Source organism: Dactylosporangium sp. NPDC000244 (assembly GCF_040300725.1).
Lineage (GTDB): Bacteria > Actinomycetota > Actinomycetes > Mycobacteriales > Micromonosporaceae > Dactylosporangium.
Genome location: NZ_JBEPEH010000017.1, coordinates 226,621 through 245,936, shown reverse-complemented (window position 1 = coordinate 245,936; position 19,316 = coordinate 226,621). Strand labels below are relative to the sequence as shown.

The 19,316-nt window shown below is 70.1% G+C and carries 18 protein-coding genes; 7 read left to right on the top strand and 11 right to left on the bottom strand.

Translation table 11 applies throughout. The features are described from left to right. From ABT369_RS25390 to ABT369_RS25370, 5 genes are all read right to left on the bottom strand, one after another. A partial coding sequence (locus tag ABT369_RS25390; protein WP_350615460.1) for an ABC transporter substrate-binding protein occupies positions 1–467 on the bottom strand: 467 nt, incomplete at its 3' end. 223 nt (positions 468–690) lie between these two features. Beyond that, positions 691–1,578 carry a carbohydrate ABC transporter permease gene (locus ABT369_RS25385; RefSeq protein WP_350615458.1) on the bottom strand — a complete coding sequence of 296 codons (888 nt, stop codon included), beginning with the start codon at positions 1,576–1,578 and terminating at the stop codon, positions 691–693. Beyond that, positions 1,575–2,090: a hypothetical protein gene (locus tag ABT369_RS25380; protein ID WP_350615457.1), complete on the bottom strand. Its 516-nt coding sequence runs from the start codon at positions 2,088–2,090 to the stop codon at positions 1,575–1,577. Before ABT369_RS25380 ends, ABT369_RS25385 begins: the two co-directional genes overlap by 4 nt. Further along, positions 2,087–3,010 (bottom strand): carbohydrate ABC transporter permease, encoded by a 924-nt coding sequence (locus ABT369_RS25375; RefSeq protein WP_350615455.1) that lies wholly within the window; start codon positions 3,008–3,010, stop codon positions 2,087–2,089. The genes ABT369_RS25380 and ABT369_RS25375 overlap by 4 nt, the downstream gene beginning before the upstream one ends. A 238-nt stretch (positions 3,011–3,248) precedes the next feature. Continuing rightward, the gene (locus ABT369_RS25370; RefSeq protein ID WP_350615453.1) at positions 3,249–4,076 is read right to left on the bottom strand and encodes an IclR family transcriptional regulator; all 828 of its coding nucleotides are present in this window, start codon (positions 4,074–4,076) and stop codon (positions 3,249–3,251) included. Positions 4,077–4,475: 399 nt separating this feature from the next. Between ABT369_RS25370 and ABT369_RS25365 the strand changes: the two genes are divergently transcribed. Genes ABT369_RS25365 through ABT369_RS25350 form a run of 4 tightly spaced genes read left to right on the top strand, consistent with a single transcriptional unit; the run spans position 4,476 to position 9,174 of the window. Continuing rightward, complete coding sequence (locus ABT369_RS25365) at positions 4,476–5,618, top strand: mandelate racemase/muconate lactonizing enzyme family protein (RefSeq protein ID WP_350615452.1); 1,143 nt, start codon at positions 4,476–4,478, stop codon at positions 5,616–5,618. After that, entirely contained in the window at positions 5,615–6,508 is an 894-nt protein-coding gene (locus ABT369_RS25360; protein ID WP_350615450.1) for a dihydrodipicolinate synthase family protein, read from the top strand. The genes ABT369_RS25365 and ABT369_RS25360 overlap by 4 nt, the downstream gene beginning before the upstream one ends. After that, positions 6,505–7,872 (top strand): sugar kinase, encoded by a 1,368-nt coding sequence (locus ABT369_RS25355; RefSeq protein WP_350615448.1) that lies wholly within the window; start codon positions 6,505–6,507, stop codon positions 7,870–7,872. Before ABT369_RS25360 ends, ABT369_RS25355 begins: the two co-directional genes overlap by 4 nt. Positions 7,873–7,884: 12 nt before the next feature. After that, entirely contained in the window at positions 7,885–9,174 is a 1,290-nt protein-coding gene (locus tag ABT369_RS25350; protein ID WP_350615447.1) for a methyl-accepting chemotaxis protein, read from the top strand. A gap of 356 nt (positions 9,175–9,530) precedes the next feature. On the opposite strand, the gene ABT369_RS25345 is transcribed toward ABT369_RS25350, so the two are convergent. Beyond that, positions 9,531–10,103, bottom strand: coding sequence for a TetR/AcrR family transcriptional regulator (locus ABT369_RS25345; RefSeq protein ID WP_350615445.1), 573 nt, complete (start codon positions 10,101–10,103; stop codon positions 9,531–9,533). Positions 10,104–10,157: 54 nt separating this feature from the next. Between ABT369_RS25345 and ABT369_RS25340 the strand changes: the two genes are divergently transcribed. After that, the gene (locus ABT369_RS25340) at positions 10,158–10,559 is read left to right on the top strand and encodes a nuclear transport factor 2 family protein (protein ID WP_350615443.1); all 402 of its coding nucleotides are present in this window, start codon (positions 10,158–10,160) and stop codon (positions 10,557–10,559) included. A gap of 356 nt (positions 10,560–10,915) precedes the next feature. Here the strand turns inward: ABT369_RS25340 and ABT369_RS25335 are convergent, their stop codons facing one another. The 4 genes from ABT369_RS25335 to ABT369_RS25320 all read right to left on the bottom strand — a co-directional run bounded on the left by ABT369_RS25335 (position 10,916) and on the right by ABT369_RS25320 (position 17,342). After that, a complete protein-coding gene (locus tag ABT369_RS25335; RefSeq protein ID WP_350615441.1) occupies positions 10,916–12,175 on the bottom strand; it encodes an MFS transporter in 1,260 nt (419 codons plus the stop codon). Between the two features lie 34 nt (positions 12,176–12,209). Next, complete coding sequence (locus ABT369_RS25330; protein ID WP_350615439.1) at positions 12,210–13,037, bottom strand: YhjD/YihY/BrkB family envelope integrity protein; 828 nt, start codon at positions 13,035–13,037, stop codon at positions 12,210–12,212. Positions 13,038–13,632: 595 nt separating this feature from the next. Further along, complete coding sequence (locus ABT369_RS25325; RefSeq protein WP_350615438.1) at positions 13,633–15,819, bottom strand: anthranilate synthase family protein; 2,187 nt, start codon at positions 15,817–15,819, stop codon at positions 13,633–13,635. A gap of 554 nt (positions 15,820–16,373) precedes the next feature. After that, positions 16,374–17,342, bottom strand: a complete 969-nt coding sequence (locus ABT369_RS25320; protein WP_350615437.1) for an aldo/keto reductase — start codon at positions 17,340–17,342, stop codon at positions 16,374–16,376. A gap of 52 nt (positions 17,343–17,394) precedes the next feature. Between ABT369_RS25320 and ABT369_RS25315 the strand changes: the two genes are divergently transcribed. Further along, entirely contained in the window at positions 17,395–17,778 is a 384-nt protein-coding gene (locus tag ABT369_RS25315; RefSeq protein ID WP_350615436.1) for a MerR family transcriptional regulator, read from the top strand. Here ABT369_RS25315 and ABT369_RS25310 read toward each other — a convergent pair. Continuing rightward, positions 17,739–18,581, bottom strand: coding sequence for a hypothetical protein (locus ABT369_RS25310; protein ID WP_350615434.1), 843 nt, complete (start codon positions 18,579–18,581; stop codon positions 17,739–17,741). The genes ABT369_RS25315 and ABT369_RS25310 overlap by 40 nt on opposite strands. A gap of 323 nt (positions 18,582–18,904) precedes the next feature. Here ABT369_RS25310 and ABT369_RS25305 point away from each other — a divergent pair, with 323 nt between their 5' ends. Beyond that, a complete protein-coding gene (locus ABT369_RS25305; RefSeq protein WP_350615433.1) occupies positions 18,905–19,300 on the top strand; it encodes a response regulator in 396 nt (131 codons plus the stop codon). Positions 19,301–19,316 lie beyond the last annotated feature (16 nt).

Below are 19,316 nucleotides of genomic sequence, written 5' to 3'. Positions count from 1 at the left end.
AGACCGATGCCCGCGAACGTCCACGGCAGCCCGTACTGCGTGCCCTTCGACTGCCCCAGCGAGAGCGCCGCCGGGGCATAGTCGAGCCCGCTCGCGACACTCTTGAGGTCGAGCAACTTGCCGGTGGCCGCGAGCGTGGCCAGCCAGGCGACGTCGAGCTGGATCGCGCCCTTGAGCTGGCCGCCCTGCACCTGCAGGAGCAGCTGGTTCAGGTAGTCGTTGTAGGGGTACGACGGCGTGGTGATCTTGGTCCCGGCGTTCGCGGCCGTGTACTTGTCGATGGCGTCCTGCATCGGCTGCTTCGTGACGGCCTCGTTGTAGGACCAGGACGTCAGCGGGAACTCCTTCACCCCGTCGTCCTTGAGGCCCTCGGTGCCGGCCGGGGTGGGCGCCTGCGTGGACGGGGCGCAGGCGGCGAGCGTCGACACGCCGATGGCGCTCAGCAGCGCGCGGCGGGTGATGTTCATGTGCGACTCCGTTGCTTTCTTGGGGGTGTCCTTTTGGGGGTTCAGCCCTTTACGGCGCTGCGACTCCGTTTGCTTTGCTGCGGAATGTCTTCGGGGGTTCAGCCCTTCACAGGACCGCGCTGCTCTTCTTGGGGTTCAGCCCTGCACGGGACTGCGTTGCTCTTCTTGGGGTTCAGCCCTGCACGGGATTGCGTTGCTCTTTTTGGGGGATGTCCTTGCGGGTTCAGCCCTTCACGGCGCCGGCGGTGAGGCCGGCGACCAGATAGCGCTGCAGAACGGTGAAGCCGATGACGACGGGAAGAGAGACGACGAGCGAGGCGGCCATCAGGTCCGGCCAGGCGGTCTCGAACTCGCCGAGGAACGTGTTCACCAGACCCGGCGGCAACGTCTGCTTATCAGGACCGGCAAGCGTGAGCGCGAAGATGAAGTCGTTCCAGCCCCGGATGAACGCGAACAACCCCGTCGCCACCAGCCCCGGCAGCGACACCGGCAGCAGAATCCGGTGGATGATCGCGCCCTGCCCGGCCCCGTCGACCTTCGCGGCCTCGATCAGCTCATCCGGAATCGTGTCGAAGAAGCCCTTCAGCATCCACACACACAACGGCAGCGTGAACGTCGTGAAGGACAAAATCAGCGCGAGGTACGAGTTGAGCAGCCCGGCCTGGCTGAACACCAGATAGAGCGTGATGAGCAGCAGGGCCTGCGGGAACATCTGCGAGGCGAGCACCAGGTACATGAGCGAGCGGCGGCCGCGGTACCGGAACTTCGCGAAGGAGTAGCCCGTGTAGGCGGACACGATGACGGTCAGCACCGCGGTGATCGCCGAGACGATCAGGGAGTTCAGCAGGTATTTGAGCAGCTTCGGGTTCTCGAAGATGCTGCCGAAGTGCTCGAACGTGATGTGGTCGGGGAAGAAGTGCGGCGGGAAGCGGAACACGTCCTGGGTCGGGGTGAGCGCCGTGACCAGCACCCAGTAGATCGGGCCGAACGCAAACACGCCGATGATCGCGACGGTGGTCGCGGCGAGCAGCGTGCGCGGGCGGCGCGGCTTGCGCAGGTCCGGCACCACCGTCGGAGCGGGGTCGGTCCGGACGAGTTCCTGCACGGTCATGCGCGCTCACTCCGCTCGAACGAACAGACTTGGACAGTCGCGGCGGTGCTCACGACCAGCGACACGCGCGGCCTGCGCCGGTTGCGCTGCCTGCTCGGTTTGCTCGGCTTGCGCGTTTCCGGCCCTGTCGTCATGCGCGGCTTGCGCACTTCCGGCAGGCCACCGCTCACCGCCGACTCCGCCGCGGCGCGCGGCTTGCGCGCTTCCGGCAGGCCACCGCTCACCGCCGACTCCGCCACGATGCGCGGCTTGCGCGCTTCCGGCAGGCCACCGCTCACCGCCGACTCCGCCACGATGCGCGGCTTGCGCGTTTCCAGCTCTTTCCTCATGCGCGACCTGCGCGCCTCCGGCACGCCACCGCTCACCGCCGACTCCGCCGCGGCGCGCGGCTTGCGCGTTTCCAGCTCTTTCCTCATGCGCGACCTGCGCGCCTCCGGCACGCCACCGCTCACCGCCGACTCCGCCGCGGTGCGCGGCTTGCGCGTTTCGCACACGAACTCCTGCACGGTCATGCACGCTCCCCCCGCTCGGACAGGCGCACGTACACGACGGTCAGCACGAGGATGAGCACCAGCCAGAGGGCACCGAGCGCGCTCGCGTTACCGAGGTCGAAGGCCTTGAACGCGGTGTCGTACACGGCAACGGCAAACGTCGTCGTCGAACCGGCCGGACCACCACCGGTGAGCACATAAATCATGTCGAAGTGCTGCACATTCCAGATCACCTCGAGCAGCACGACGATCCCGAGAATCCCCCGCAGATGCGGCAGCGTCACATGCCAGAACCGCGCCACCGCACCAGCACCGTCCAGCGCCGCGGCCTCATGCAACGCCGACGGCACCGTCTGCAGACCCGCCAGCAGCATCACCATGATCCACGGAAAGCTCGCCCAGCTCTTGGCCACGATGATCGCGGCCATCGCGGTGCCCGGCTGGCCGAGCCAGGAGATCGGTTCGTCCGTCAGGTGCAGCGTGGTGAGCAGCCCGTTGAGCAGGCCGTAGTTCGCGTTGAAGATCCAGAGCCAGATGAACGACACGACCACGCCGGGGATGACCCACGGCATCAGGAACAGGCCGCGGAGCACGGCCCGCCCGCGGAGGCGCGTGTTGAGTGCGAGGGCCAGGGCGAGGCCGATGACCACCGGTACGACCGTCGAACCGACCGTGAACACGATGGTGTGGCCGAGAACGGGCCAGAAGTTCTGGTGCAGGACCGCGGTGAAGTTGTCGAGCCCGACGAACGAGCGGCCCGGGAGCACGAGGCTCTGCTTGAACATGCTCGTGCTGAGCGCGCCGATCAGCGGATACAACACCACAGCGCCGAGCAGCGCGAGGGCCGGAAGCGTGAGGAGGAGCCCGAACGTACGGTCCTTCAGCCCGTGCCCGCGCTCACCGAGCCGCTGCGCGGGCGCGGCTTCTACACGTTCACTCATCGCGCCGCCTCCGTTCCTGCACGTTCGCTCATTGCGCCGCCCCCGTTCGTGCGCCGATCCCGCGGCGACCGAAGTCTGCGCGTTCACTCATCACGCCGCCTCCGTTCCTGCACGTTCGCTCATTGCGCCGCCCCCGTTCGTGCGCCGATCCCGCGGCGGCCGAAGTCTGCGCGTTCACGCATGACGGCTTGCCCGATCGCGCACCGGCACGCCGGCGGCCGAGTTTTCGCACGCTCGCTCATCGCGGGTCGTCCGTTCGCGCCATGCTCGCGGGGAAGGCGCCCTGGTGGCCGGGGCCCACGTAACCGAGGCCGATGCTGATCGAGTCCGCGGCCTCGATGACGCTGCGGGCCAGGTCGGACTCGCGGTTCGGCAGGTCGATCGCCGACAGCGGACCGGAGACGGACAGGGCCGCGGCCACGCCACCGGTCGCGTCGCGGATCGGCGCGGCGAGGCACGCCCGGCCCAGCGCCAGCTCCTCGATCTCGGAGAAGTACCCGCGCGCGAGCGAATTCTTGATCTCGGCGTCGAGGGCGTCATGGTCGGTGATGGTCCTGGGGGTGTACGACATCAGGAAGGGGCCCGGGAGCACCTCCCGGCGCTCCCCCGGCTCGACGCCGCTGAGCAGCGCCTTGCCCAGGCCCGTGGCGTGCAGCGGGTTGTGCTGCCCGGCGAGGGTGAACGAGCGCGGGGCCTGCCGACCCTCGAAGTTGAGCAGGTAGAACAGGCGCATGTCGCGGCGGACGGCGACGTTGACGCCGAGGCCGACCTCGGCCGCGAGGTTCTGCGCGATCTGGCGCGCCTCGCGGTGCACGGGATGGGCGTTGAGCACGGCGCCCCCGAGGCTCACCGTGTCCAGGCCCAGGCGGTAGAGGCCGCTGATCGGGTCGCGGTCGACGAAGCCGGCCGCCTCCAGGGTCCCCAGCAGCCGCGAGGCCGTGGAGAGGCCGAGGTCGGCGAGCTTGGCGACGTCGGAGACGCGCAGCTCACTCCGGCCGGTGGTGAACACCCGCAGGACCGTGAGCGCGCGGTCGACGCTCTGGTTGCTTCCGGCATCCGCTGCCATCGGGCCCTCTCTCGGGGGTCTGCTGATCTGTTTGGTTGCGCTCGCTCACGCAGGCGCGGTGCTTTGTGCGCGGTGACGCTCACTCGTGCAAGCGCCGCCGGTCTCGCCCGGTTGCATTCGTCTTCGCGCGGGCATGCGCATCCGGTGGGACGCACCCGCTCGCGCGAAGGTCCTGCCAGACGTCGCTCGGCTCACGAGAAGTTCCGGGCCGGGCAACGCCCGCCCTCGCGAGGGGTCATGCCGAGTGGCGCTCACCCTCGCGAGGGGTTCTGCTGGGTAACACCCCGTTCACCCGAGAGGCCTTCGTGAGAGCTCCCGGTTGACTCTGGAAATTGCTTGCGCGATACGGAAAGATATCCCGCATGTTGCAAGCGGTCAACCGCCATGTGGGGATGCCTTGTGAAGATCGTTGATGTGGCCACCTGGGCGGTGAAGCTGCGCGGCGAGGACGTCTACCTCGGCGCGGCCACCCGGGAGGCCTCGGACCGCCCGTACTATCAGCGCCCGCCCTGGCGCAGCCTCTACTCGGACCGCTACGAGACCATGATCGTGCGGCTGACCTGCGACGACGGGACCATCGGGTGGGGCGAGTGCCTGGCTCCGGTCGGCCCCGAGGTACCCCAGGCGATCGTCGACCGGCTCCTCGCCCCGGTCCTGCTGGGCGCCGACCCGCGCCCGGTGCGACCGCTCTGGGCGAGGCTGTCCGGACTCATGCGCGAGCGCGGGCACCTCGGCGGGCACCAGGCCGACGCGCTCGCCGCAGTGGACATCGCGCTGTGGGACCTGGCCGGAAAGGCGGCCGGGCTGCCGGTGTACGCCCTGCTCGGCGGCGCTTTCCGGGACACCGTCCCGACGTACGTGTCAGGCCTTCCGGTGCCGGACGACGAGGCCCGGGCCGCGCTCGCCCGCAACTGGCTTGCACAGGGCGCAACTCGCGTGAAGCTGCACCTCGGACACGGGGTCGAGCGCGATCTCGCCACCTACGACGCCGTGGCCGCCACCGGGATGACGGTCGCCGTGGACGCGCACTGGGCGTACGACCTGGCCGATGCCCTGCGACTCGGGCGCGCCCTGGACGAGCGGGGGGCCTGGTTCCTCGAGGCGCCGCTGGTCCCGGAGGACCTCGAGGCCCACCGCGAACTCGCGGCCGCTCTGACCACGCCGGTGGCGGTCGGTGAGGCGTTGCGACATCGGTACGAATTCCGGCTCTGGCTGCAGAATCGAGCACTCGACCTTGCACAACCGGACATCGGCCGGACCGGCATCACCGAGGCGATGGCGATCGCCGAGGTCGCCGCGGCCTTCCACGTGCCGGTCGCGCCGCATCACTCGGTCGGGCTCGGCGTGGTCCTGGCCGCGGGCCTGCACGTGGCCGCCGCGATCGAGGCGATGCCGGCCTTCGAGTTCCAGCCCGGCCCATTCCCCGTCGCGAACCGCATCCTGACCGCCCCGCTCGCCGGCGGCCCCGGCTCGTTCCCGCTCCCGACGGCCCCCGGACTCGGGGTCGACGTCGACATCAGTGCTCTCGTGGAGGATCAGTGACCCGCTCGTCCGATGTCCGTGGCCTCATTCCGGTGCTCGCCACGCCGTTCCAGCCCGGCGGCGCGCTCGATGTGGACAGTCTGCGCCGTCTGATTGCGTTCTCCGTGTCCGCCGGCGTTGACGGAGTGGCCGTGTTCGGCTTCGCGAGCGAGGGCTTCTCCCTGAGCGCGGCGGAGCGGCAGCAGATTTTGGCGGCGGTACTGTCCGAGCTCCCCGACACCACCCCCGTCATCGCCGGCATCTCGGCGACCGGCACCACCGACGCGATCGCGCAGTCCCGCGCCGCGGCCGAGGCCGGGGCCAGCGTCGGCATGGTGATCCCGCCGTACATGGTGAAGCCCTCCCCCAGCCAGATCGTCGACTTCTACGGCACCGTGGCCAGCGAGGGCGGACTGCCGGTGATGGTCCAGGACGCGCCGGCGTCCACCGGGGTGAATCTGCCGGTACCGCTGATCGTCGAGCTCTCCAAGCTCGACGGCGTCACCTCGGTGAAGATCGAGACCCAGCCGACGGCCCCGAAGCTCGGCAGCGTGGTGGACGCGACCGCCGATGACTTCCTGGTGCTGGGTGGTCAAAACGCACTGTTCGTACTGGAGGAATATGCACGCGGCGCCGTGGGCACGATGCCCGCGAGCGAGTTCCCGGACCTCCTCGCCCCGGTCCTGGCCACCTTCACGTCCGGCGACGCCCCGGCCGCCCGCGCCGCCTTCAACCGTCTGCTGCCGCTGATCCGGTTCGGCCTGCAGCCGGGCATCGCGTGGTCGATCCACAAACACGTCCTGCTCCGCCGCGGCGTGATCACCTCGGCGGCGGTGCGCTCCCCCGCGACCGACGCCGACCCGGCGACCCTCGCGGCGCTGGACGACATCCTCACGGACCTGGGCCTGTGACCCGCGAGCCGAATGCGGCCGGGCCGCGGCCCGGGGAGACCGGCGCTGTTCGCGGTGCTCTGGCCACGGGCGGCAGCCCTGGCCGCGCGGGCACCGCAAGCAGCACGGGCGGCGCGGGCACCGCAAGCAGCACGAGCACCGCAGGCACCGCAAGCAGCACGGGCACCGCAAGCACCGCAGGCACCGCAGGCACCGCAAGCAGCACGGGCACCGCAAGCACCGCAGGCACCGCAGGCACCGCAGGCACCGCAGGCACCGCAGGCACCGCAAGCACCGCAGGCACCGCAGGCACCGCAAGCACCGCAAGCACCGCAGGCACCGCAGGCACCGCAGGCACCGCAGGCACCGCAGGCACCGGGGCCAATGGTCCTGGCGGGCTTGGGGCTCTTCCGCGCGGGCCTGTCGTCGTCGGGCTCGGCGAGGCGATGGTGCTCTTCCAGCCCGCGAGCGGCGAGTCGCTGTCGTCATGCGCGACGACGACGGTCCACGTGGCCGGGGCCGAACTCAACCTGCTCGCGGCCGCGCGGCGGGCCGGTGTGCGCGCGGCGTTCTGCAGCCGGGTCGGGGCCGACCCGTTCGGGGAGCGGGTACTCGCGGCCGCGGCCGCGCTCGGGGTCGAAACCGGGCTCGTCGCGGTCGACGCCGGGCGGCCGACCGGTGTCTTCGTCAAGGACGTGCGCGACGACGGCGCCCGTCGCGTCTATTACTACCGCGCCGGTTCGGCCGCGTCCGCGATGGACGAAAACGACGCCGAACGCGCACTGAACGCGCAACCCGCGATCATCGCGGTGTCCGGACTCACCGCCGCGCTGGGAGACGGACCCCGGCGGGCGGTGGCGCGGCTGGGCCGGGCGCCGGGAGTACGACTGGCTCTGGATCCGAACCTGCGCCCAGGACTGCCGCCGGTGACGGATCTGTTGCGAGAGTTGCTGCCGGTGACCGCGTTTCTGCTGCTCGGAATCGATGAGGCCGGGCCGCTGCTGGGCACCGAGGAGCCGCACGAGGTGTTCCGGCGGGCCGCGGCGGCCGGGGTGCGCGAGGTGGTGCTGAAGGCCGGGGCGGCCGGGTGCTGGTACGCGAGCGCCGACGGCCCGGTGCACATGCCGACAGCCGCAGTGCGCGTTGTGGATCCGGTTGGGGGTGGAGACGCGTTCGCTGGTGCATACCTAGCTGCGCGTTTGTGCAACATCGGCCCCCGCGGCGCGGCGTGGCTCGGCACGCGCTTCGCCGCGGGCGTGATCGCGGCGCCCGGCGATACTGATGGGCTGCCCGAGGCCGCTGATGCCGCGGTACTGGTTGAGGCGGCCCGCCTACAGACGGACTCCGGTCTGCCGATGAAAGGGACAGATCCGATCAGTACGTAGGGGGCCCACACCATGCCCGGAGTGCTCTCCTGGCTCATGCCGAAGGTCAGGCTCAGCGATGCGGCGTTCCGGTCCCGGCACCGAGCGCTGACCGTGGTGCTGTGGCTGCACCTACCCGTGCTGGTCGTGGTCGCGATCGTCAACGGACACTCCGTCGTCGGCGACCACGTGCACGGCGAGGCCTGGCTTGTCTGGTCCTTCATCGCGAGTGTCGTGTTGTGCGCGATGTGGGGAGGTATCGCGCGTTCGCGCCGCGGCGGCTCCATCGCCGTGTCCCTCGGCATGCTGTTCGCCGCGATGGCGCTCGTGCACGCCGGCAACGGCCTCACCGACCTGCACTTCCACTTCTTCGTCGTGCTCGGGCTGGTCAGCCTCTATCAGGACTGGGTCCCGCTCTTCCTGGGCATCGTGCTCACTGGCGCCCACCACCTGACGATCGGCATGTCGATGGCCGAGATGGTGTACTCCACGCCGACCGCCCACGCCCACCCGATCTGGTTCTCGCTGCTGCACATCGCGTTCGTGGTGGCGATGTGCGCGACGCAGCTGACGTACTGGCGCTTCGCGGCGGCGGCCGAGGCCGAGGCCGACATCGAGCGCGAGCAGCTCGCGCGCGAGAACCAGGAGCAGCTGCGCGCCGCGGCCGAAAGCGCGACGCAGCGCGAGGAGCAGGCCGCGGCGAACGCCGCCGAGCAGGTCGCGCGCAGCGAGCAGCTCGGCCGCCGGCTCGAGACGGTGCTCGCCGACGTCGCCGACGCCGGCGTCCGCCTCGGCGCGGAGGCGGGCTCGGCGATGGAGTCGTTCCAGTCCGCGCTCGCTGGTATGAACACGACCGTGCAGGGCGCGGTGCAGGATACCGAAGAGGCGCTCACGGACTCCAACCATGCGCGAACGGTCATCGGCGAGCTGGAAACCTCCATCTCCGACATCGCCACCGTCGCCGGTCTGATCCAGGCGGTTGCCGACCAGACAAAGCTCCTGGCGCTGAACGCGACCATCGAGGCGGCGCGGGCGGGCGAGGCGGGCAAGGGCTTCGGCGTGGTCGCGAACGAGGTCAAGGAGCTGGCGGCGCAGACGGCCGCGGCGACGAGCCGCATCGAGACCACGGTCGGCCAGGTCACGGCGGGCGCTTCGGCGGCGGCCTCGGCGGTCGGCGGCGTGGCGAACCGGCTGGGCACCGTGGCCACCGCCCAGCGCGAGGTGGCGGCTTCACTGCACGAACAGACAAACCTGGCCGCAACAACGCGCAGCTCCGTGGCGGCGGCAGCGGAGAAGGTGAGCGCAACCGCGCACCAGTCCTGACCGCTTCGCCAGTTCCTGACCGCTTCACCGGTCCTGACCGCTTCACCGGTCCTGACCGCTTCGCCAGTCCTGACCGCTTCGCCGGTCCTGGCTGCTTCACCTCGCCGCAAGGAATTCCCCGCGGTCCTCGCCTCGAGCCCTCCCCGGCAGGGCCCGCACGCAGGCACTTACCCCCGTCGCTCCGGCTCGCCGAGCGAACGCTCGTCCGCCCTTGCACACATATGCGCGCCGCGGGATGTGTGGACGACGAACCGTCGCCTCCGCCGTGATCCGCGAACTGTCGTTGCCGCGATCGGGTCGGCGGCTTGTGCGCCCGCGCGTTCGCCGCGATCGGGCCGGTGTTCGGTGGCGATCGGCTAGTGCTCGGCGGTTCGTTCGTCGGGCTGGACGCCGGCGAGAAGCTGGAAGCACGGGCGCAGCAGGTCGATGGCCTTCTGGGGGTCGACGGTTTCGAGGCCGGCGATTTGCAGGAGGTACCGTTCGATCAGGATCCCGTGCGTGATCGCGTTGATGAGGCCGGCTCGCAGTCTTGCGTCCTCGCCGCTGAGGGCTTCGGCCAGGCGGTCCAGGCGCGGGAGGGCGATCGCGCGGAAGTCCTCGGCGGCGTCGTCGTGGGTGAGCATCGATCGCAGGACCGCCAGGGACGCCACCGGCTCGTCCTCCAGGCGGCGGGCCAGCGCCGCGAGAAGCTGCTCGGCCACCTCCTCGGGCGTGCCGGATGGCGGTTCCTCCGAGGAGAACCGCGCGACCTTGGCGAACAGCGCCTCCTTCGAGCCGAAATAGTGCATGACCAGGCCACCGTCCACGCCCGCGGCGGACGCGATCGCGCGGATCGTGGTGCGTTCGTACCCGAGGTCGGCGAACATCCGGCCGGCCGCCTCCAGGATTCGGGCCTCGGTGTTGCGGCGCTGTTCGGCTCGGGTGGACATGAGTTCATTCTACGGACGTTGACCGATTCTCCGATTTCGTTCTACGCTCGTTGAATGAAGCTGACGGCTCGGCAGGTCGTGGATCGGGTGCTGGAAGTCGGATTGCGTCAGGATGCGGAGGCGTTCGTGGGGCTGCTCGCTGCGGACGCGACGCTGGAGTGGCCGTTCCGGCCCGCGGGTGTGCCGGATCGGCTCCAAGGTCGCGAGGAGATCCTGGCGTTCATGACGCGGGCGGCGCGGGCACCGATCAAGTTCGAGGAGTACCGCGACGTCGTCGTCCACGAGACGGTCGATGCGGAGGTGGTCATCGTGGAGTACCAGGTGTTCGGGCACGTGACGACCACGGGCGGGCCGTTCCACCAGACGATCATCGCGGTGATTCGCGTGCGGGACGGGGAGATCGTGTCCTACCGCGACTACCTCAACCCGTTGGCGCTGGCGGCCGCGCGCGAATGATGCCGGCCGGTGGACGGGTGCTCGGCGGCTTGTGACCTGGCGCAGCGGTCGCGGGAAGCCGGCTGCGCGAATGAGCAACGCTTTGTGGCCGTTGCGACGAGTTGACGCGCATGGCGGATCGCGCGGAATCGGCTGCGCGAAGGCACGTCACTCTGTGGCCGTTGCGACGAGCTGACACCTGGCGGATCGCGCGGAATCAGCTACGCGCATGGGCGGCGCTTGTGGGCGGGGCGGTGAGTTGGCGTGCATGGTTTGTCCGCTCCGGCCCGGGCTGCGCGAATGAGCGTCCGTTGTGGCTCGGCGTTGAGTCGGCGCGTTGCTGGCGACTCGTGCGGGCCCGGGTGCGCGAATGAGCGTTAGCTCGCGGCTTCCGGGGTTGCCGGTGTCGCTGGCGTCGCTGGGGTCGCTGGGGTCGCGGCCGGTTCCGGGGCGTGGGTGCGGAACGACGGGGACAGCACCACGATGCCCGCGGCCAGCAGCGCGGGCACCACGAAGGCCCAGCGCAGCGACAGGCTCTCGGCCACCGCGCCGATCAGGCCCGCACCGACCACGAAACCGACATAGTTGAACAGGTTGACGCGCGCGATCGCGATGCCCGTGCCGGCCGGGTCCAGGCGACCCGCCGCCGAGAACGACTGCGGTACGACCAGGGACAGGCCCAGGCCCACCACCGCGAAGCCCGCGATACTCAGGGCGGGTGTCGTCGACGCGGCCACCAGGATCAGGCCGAGGCCGCCGACCACGCCGCCGACCGACACCACCATCGTCGGGCTGAAGCGGCTCACGATGCGGTCGCCCGCGGTGCGGCCGACGAGCATCGTCGCCTGGTACGCGGCGAGGCCGAGCGCGGCCACCGCCGTACTCGCGTGCAGGGCCTTCTCGATGAAGACCGAACTCCAGTTGGACACGGCCGAGTCGGCGATGAACATGAGCATCATCGCGATGCCGATCAGGATGATCGGGCGCCACGGGATCGTCGCCTCCGCCGCGGCCACCGTTGCGGCCGGGATCTCCTGCGCCTCCTCGGCCTTGCGGAGCTGTCCGGGGCCCGCGATCAGGGCCAGGATCGCGCCGACCACGGCGACCGTGGCCAGGGACGCACCGATCGACCAGCCCAGATGCGCGGTTCCGGACGTCGCGAGGGCACCCAGGATGGCGCCCGCGCTCCAGACGGCATGGAAGGAGTTGAGGACGGGCCGGCCGTAGCGGCGCTCCACGCCCACGCCCTGCATGTTCATGGTCGCGTCGACGAGTCCGAGCATGAGGCCGACGAACGCCAGCGCGAGGTACAGCTGCCAACGCTCGGCGGCGAAACCCGTCACGGTGATGGCCAGCGCCACGCCGGGGCCGCCCGCGCGCAGCACCGGTGAGCTGCCGAAACGCGTGGTGAGCAGGCCCGCGACCACGCTGCCGACGCCGGCGACGACGGGCACGGCCAGGAGCACCAGGGAGAGCTGGGTGTCGTCGAAGCCGAAGCGTTTCTGCAGGCTCGCGACCTGGGTGAGCAGGCCGGCGAAGCAGAAACCCTGCACGAAGTACGCACCGGCGACGGCGATTCGTGCACGGCGGTCGCGCGCGGCGGCCTCGGGGCTCACGCTGGCGGAGAGCTCATCCACAGGCCGGCTCCTCGAACGCGACAGAGAAGTGAAATTAGTTCGGAAGCATTGTCGACCGCGCGGCGGAACGCAAGAGCAGCAGACGGTGTGCTTGAACGGTCGCTGCGTACCCGACGAGCGTGAGCATATGGAAGAGGTACAGCCACAAACCGACGGCGACCGTTGCACCAACGGCGTCGAGGCCGCCGAACGGGGCGCCGAGGTTCAGCGGCAGTGTCCAGAAGAGCACGAAACCGTGCGCGAATCCGGAGACATTCGCGGCGGTGAACGAGCCGACGGCCGCGGTGACCGCCCAGCCGGGGCGGAGGGGTGCGATCAGGCGGTACACCAGGATGAACACGGGGCTGAGCACGAGCCAGACGATCAGGAAGCTCAGGATCACCGACCAGACCGCCGTCCAGCCGCCCGCGTGCAGGCGGCGCGCGGGCGCATTGAGCGCGGCGAGCAGTGCAAGAACGAGCACCGGGCCGCACGCGAGCAGTGGGAGCACCAGGAGGCGTCCGCGCCAGCCGACGGCCGCGCCGCCCGGCTCGCCGGACAGTGACGCGAGGGCGCGGCGCAGGCCCTCGCCGTACAGGGTGGCCGGGACCAGCGCGACCAGGGTCAGCCACCAGCTCATCGACAATCCGGCGCCGAGCAGCACGCTCGCGCCCGCGGCCATGCGCTCGGGCATGGCAGCGATCACCGGTTCGGCCAGGTGCCGCACCCGGCCGGGGCCGGCGACGGCGGCGGCCAGGCGCAGTACCAGCAATGCCACCGGCACCACCGCGATCCCCGCGTAGAAGGTGATCGCGGCGGCGTGCAGGTTGAGGTCGCGGCCCCGGAAGAAGCGCGCGACGAGCCTGGCGAAGCGGACGATCACACCGGTGAGGTACCCCGTGGGGCGGTGGGCGGAACGGGCGACTGTTCGCGCTGTGCGTACGGGCGTGTCGCTGGTCGCGCTATGGCGTGTTCGACGCCGTTCGCGCGGCCAATGGCGTGTTCGACGCCGTTCCGGCCAACGGCGTGTTCGACGCCGTTCGCGCCACCTCGGCTGTTCGAACGTGCGCTTGTCGCTTTTCACGGGGGCGAACACTCCGGTGACGTGCTCACCGGTGTCGAGCGTGACTGCTCGCGCGGTGCGTACGTGCAATGCGGCGCACGTCGCGGTCCGCCCACCTCACTGTCCGCGCACGTCGCTATCCGTGCACGTCCGATCCGTGCACGACGCTATCCGTGCACCTCTCGCTTTCCGCGCACCTCTCGCTTTCCGCGCACCTCTCCCTTTCCGCGCACCTCGCTGTCCGCGCACCTCGCTGTCCTTTTCCTCGCACCTCGCTGTCCGCGGACACTCTGGTGACGAATCCGCTCGCGCGGCGAGCGAAACGGACGGTCGGCCGAGTCGAGCAACCGAGGGAACGCACGTTTGCGCAGCCGCCGCTGCGCAAACGTGTGCGTTTCCTCTTTTGCGCGAACGCTCACTCCGGTGACGTGCCCACCGGCGCGTCGAGTAGAACCGACAGCAACTCGCGCAGCAGGCCGATGCCGTCCTGGCTGAGCACCGACTCGGGGTGGAACTGCAGGCTCGCGAAGCTGCGGCCGCGCAGTGCGTGCACGTCACCGTTGGCGGGATCGCGGGCGACCTCGACCGGGCCGTACGCGGTGTCGAGCACCGGGCCGTACGCGGTGTCGAGCACCGGGCCGTCATGCGTGGCCGCGAACGTCGAGTAGAACCCGACCTTCGCTGGGCGGCCGAACAGGTCGATGTCGCGCTGCATGCCCTGATACGGCGAGGCCTTGCGCCGCAGCGGCAGGCCCAGCAGGCCGGCGGTGAGCTGGTGGCTCAGGCAGATCGCCAGCATGGGCCGGCCCGCTTCGAGCAGCCCGGACACGATGCCCCGCATGCGCGCGATCTTCGGGTCGTCCAGCTGCCGCGGGTCGCCCGGGCCAGGCCCGGGGATCACGAGGTCGAACTCTTCGACCGAGATTTGGGAGTCGTACCGTACGAGCGTCGTCGACAGCCCGAGCACCCGCAGTTGGTGCACGAGCATGCCGGTGAACGTGTCCTCGGCGTCGACGACGAGCGCGCGGCGGCCGGCGAGCGCCGGGTCCGCGGTGAGCCCGTCGCGAGCCTGCAACCAGAACGGCGCGAGCGTCGCATTGCGCGCGACGAGCGCGGCCTGCACCTCGGGATCGGCGGCCAACCGCGCCTCGGACACCTCCGCGCCCTCGTTCTTGTTCGTTGTGTGCGCGTCTGCCGTGCATATGGACACGAACTCGTGTGCGGTTGGCGCTGCCGTGGCAGTCGCGGCGGCTGCGGTGTGCGCGGGGGCGTGGTTGGGGCCGAGGCCTAGCGCTCGCAGTACGGCTGCTGCTTTGGTGTGTGTCTCCAGGACCTCGCCGTCCGGCGTTGAGTGGCGCACCAGCGTGGCTCCGACCGGGACGCGGAGGCGGCCGGCGGCGTCGATGTCGGCGGTGCGGATGAGGATCGGCGCGTCCAGCGTCTGGCGGCCCTGCGCGTCGCGGCCGACCAGGGCCAGCACCGCGCCGTAGTACCCGCGGCCGCGGCGCTCGTGGCGTGCGACCACTCGGCAGGCGTTCTCGATCGGGCTGCCGACCACGGTCGGGGCGAACATCGTTTCGCGCAGTACCTCGCGCACGTCGCGGGAGCCGCGGCCCGCCAGCATGTACTCGGTGTGGACGAGGTGGGTCATCTCCTTGAGGTACGGGCCGATGACCTGGCCACCGAGGTCGGCGACGGTCGCCATCATCTTGAGCTCTTCATCGAGCACCATCGACAGCTCGTCGATCTCCTTGCGGTCGGCGAGGAACTCGAGCACCGCGGGCTTGGACGGGGCGCCGCGCAGGGTGCCGCTGATCGGGTTCATCATCACGAGTCCGTCGTCCACGCTGACGTGGCGCTCGGGGGTGGCGCCGACGAGCGTTCGCTCACCGGTGTGCACGACAAACGTCCAGTAAGCGCCACGTTCGCGCGTCAAAAGCCGGCGGAATACGGTCAGGGCGGCCGCGACCGGGTCGCCTTGGAGGTCGGCCTCGAACACGCGGTGGATGACGAAGTTCGAGCCCTCGCCGCGGCCGATCTCCTCGCGCAGGACCGTGTCCACGATGGACGCGTACTCCTCGTCGCCGACGTCGAAGCCGGCGTTCGCGAGCTCGATCGGCGTGTCGGGCAGATGCGCCAGGAGGTCGGCCACCGGCAGCTCGCGGCGTGAGGCAATGCGCAGCACGGACAATGGCGTGCCGTCGTCGACGCAATCGAAGCCGCGCTCGCGGACCTGACGGAACGGCACGAGCGCGAGGCACTCGTCGGGGATGTCGGCGAGGGTGTCCACGGTCGAAATCGGGCCGGTGAGTACTTCGACGGCGTCACGGCCCTCGCGGCGGAGCAGGGCGAACGGGGCTGCCGGGTCGAGCAGGCCGGCGAACGACGCGGACTGATCGAATGCGGCGGCTTCATCGGGCGAACGGTGCTGATCGAACGAGGCGGGCTGATCGAATGGCTGCGCCCGCCGCGTGTCCTGGTCGAGTGGTGTGGCCGGTTCGAGCGGCGCGGTGTTCGGTGGGGTCTCGACCGGCGACTGCGCGGACTGCGCGATGGGGTCGAGCGACGCGGCCGGGTTGTGCGGTGCGTTCGGGTCGAGCATGGCGTTCCCTTCAGGCTCGGGTGGCCACCTGCGGAGGCGGCACCCGGCTCTTCCGGGAAAGCAAAACGGCCGCCTCGTGGGCGGCCGCGAAAGTGTCACGCGGGAGTGGGCCGCCTCGTCAGGCGGGCCACCAGCTGTTCATTCGCGCGGTCACGTGCAAGAGCGTAAAGGGACGATGCCCGTCTGCGCCAGCACTTCGGGTGGGCATATCCAAGGATTTCGTGCGTCGCCTGTTGAGCGAACGTTCAAGGGGACGGGTCACGCCGCTCGCTCAGCAGTCGTGTGCCGTGAACACTCAGCCTGGCCTGAACCGCGCCATCGAGGTCAATGCCGACCGAGCGCGCGGCCATGATGTCGCTTGTTGAGCGAACGGCGAGGAACGGCTCACGCCCCGCGCGCTGGGTGGGTTGCCGGTCCGGAACCGCACAGGCGGTCTTCAACGGTGGCGGCGCCGACGTCCTCACGGACGACCCGGCCCTGGTGCGCCCGGGCTCGGCGTGGCGCGACCGGCCGGCATGCGCGCCCGTCGTTGTACGAGCGCGCATGCCCGGGTGTCACTTGTTGAGCGAGCCCATCTCCGCGTACCGGTCCCCCGCCACGTCGCGACCGATGGAGAGTTTCTCGATGGCCGCCAGGTCGTCGGCGGTGAGCTGGACGTCCAGGGCGGCAACGTTCTGCTCGAGGTACGAACGACGCTTGGTGCCCGGGATCGGCACGACGTCGTTGCCCTGCGCCAGCACCCAGGCGAGGGCCAGCTGGGCCGGGGTCGCGCCCTTGGCCTCCGCCATCTGCTTGACCTCGGCGACGAGGTCGATGTTCTTCTGGAAGTTCTCGCCCTGGAAGCGCGGGTTGGTCGCGCGGAAGTCGTCCGCGCCGAACTGGTCCGGGCTGGTGATCTCGCCGCTGAGGAAGCCGCGGCCGAGCGGGCTGTAGGCGACCAGGCCGATGCCGAGCTCGCGGAACAGCGGGATGATCGTGTCCTCGGGGTCGCGGCTCCAGAGGGAGTACTCGTACTGTCCGGCCGTGATCGGGTGCACGGCGTGCGCGCGGCGGACACTCTCCGGTGACGCTTCCGAGATGCCGAGGTGGCGCACCTTGCCCGCGGCGACCGCCTCGGCCAGCGCGCCCCACGTCTCCTCGACGGGCACGCTCGGGTCGACGCGGTGCTGGTAGTACAGGTCGATGTGGTCCACGCCGAGGCGCTGCAGCGACGCGTCGACGGCCCGCCGGATGTACTCCGGGCTGCCGTTGATGCGCCGCGTCCCGCCCTCGCGCTGGATGCCGAACTTGGTGGCGAGCACGACCTCGTCCCGCCGACCGGCGATGGCGCGCCCGACGAGCTGTTCGTTCGTGAACGGACCGTACATGTCGGCCGTGTCGAGCAGCGACACGCCGAGGTCGAGCGCGCGGTGGATGGTGGCGATGGACTCGGCGTCGTCGCCGGGCCCGTAGAACTCGCTCATCCCCATGCAGCCGAGGCCGAGCGCGGACGTGGTCAGTGCACCGAGGTTTCGCGTTTGCATGCCACCAACGTTCCCCCTTAGAGCGCGCTCTAAGTCAAATAGACTGGGGATTGTGGAGCCGGGTTACACGATCGCTGAAGTGTCCGAACGCACAGGATTAAGTGCACATACGCTGCGGTACTACGAGCGCGCCGGACTGCTCGATCCGCCCGATCGCGGCACGAACGGACACCGCCGATACTCCGACGTCGACCTCGGCATGCTGCGCATTCTCACCCGGCTCAAGGCGACGGGGATGTCGATCGCGGAGATGCGGCGGTATGCGGAGCTGTGCCGTGTCGGGCCGGACACGTTCGACTCGCGGCGGGTGTTGCTGGAGAAGCACCGGCAGCAGGTGCTCGACCGGATCGCCGCTTTGCAGACCGACCTCGAGCTGATCGAATCCAAGATCAAGTTCTACGCCGAGGGTGATACGCGCGATCTGGCCAGGCCGTAGAGACAGACCAGGGCCGCGATCACCATCGGGGTGCCGTCGCGGATCAGGCCGTCCACGCCTAGGAGGAGGTAGCAGAGCGTGGGCTGCACCAGTAGTACGAATGCGGAAATCAGGGCAAGGAGCAGCCGGGCCCAACCGTGGCCGAAGAGGGTCACGAAGCTGATGATGCCCGCCACCAGGCCGATCACCAGGCCCAGCACGAACCAGGACACCACCAGCGGCACCGAGATCTCCGGCCGCAGGCGCGGAGTGTCGAACAGCGTTCCGAGCGCGACCGCGCACGGAACGAACATGAGCGCGGAGTACGACAGGGCGGCGACGCGCGCGGTCAGCACCCACGGGGGCACCACGCGGCGCGGCTTGCGCCTGGTCAGGTGCTCGTCGATCGCGGGTGAGCGGAACAGCTGCCACACCACGACCGAGCACAGTGCCAGGACGACGACGAGGCCGGCCACGACCGGCAGCCTCGGCAGGAAGTCGCCCTCCTTCGGCTGGACCAGCCGTGCCGAGGCGAACACCGTGGTCACGGCCAGGATCAGGCCGAGCGGGCGGGCGGTCAGGCGGCCGTACCGCACCTCGCGCATCAGGAACAGGAAGCCGATTGCGCGCAGAACCGCCCAGAATGTGCGTACGCCGAGACCGAAGCCTGCTTCCGCCGAGTACTGCAGGTTGATCACGTCCACGGCGACGGTCGCGATGGCAGTGAGCAGCAGCAGCCGTCGCAGGCGCCGACTCGCCGGCGTGGGCGGGGGTGGCCGCTCGAACCGTACGAGATCGGCGAATGAGCGTCCGCCGCCGTTCATGGAACCGCACGCTAGCAGTCGGCGCAGCCGGCCGCTCGTCGACGTGGACGGCCGGCGCCTTGTTGACGAAGGCGGCCTGCTCCTTGTCGCAGGGACGGCGAGGCCCTTGTTGGCGGAGTCGGCCCGCGCCCTTTGGCGGAGACGGCCGGGCCGGTCGGACCGGCGCGTGATGAGCGAACGAGCGGCCGGTCCTGTTCGTGTCGAGGCCGGGCGCGCGTGTTTGGCGGGTTGACCGCTCGGACGGTACTTAATGTGCGAATGAGCAGGCGGTGCCGTTCAGGGAACCGCACGCTTGTGCGCGGTACGCGGCATATCGTGAGGACATGCTCGAGCACCTGCGCATCCTGGTCGTCGACGACGAGCCGGATCTGTGCGAGATCGTGCGCAGAGTGCTTTCGCGGGCGGGAGCCGAGGTGCTCACCGCGTCCGGGCTGGCCGGGGCCGAGCGGGTGCTGGCCGAGTATCCCAAGGGCATTGACCTGGCCATCACGGACCTGAAGCTCAATGACGGCTCCGGGGTTCAGGTGGCCGAGGCCGTGCGGGGCAGCAGTCCTGATGCGCTCATCATGTACATGTCCGGGCTGCCGTATTTCGATGCCGCCGTCATCGAGCTCGGGGAGGACGCGTCGGTGATTGCCAAGCCGTTCCGGGCCACCGAACTGGTGGACACCGTGCAGAGTGCGCTTGTCAGGGCTGGAAGGGTTGCACCCGAGGCTTGATCGGCGGCTTTGGTGG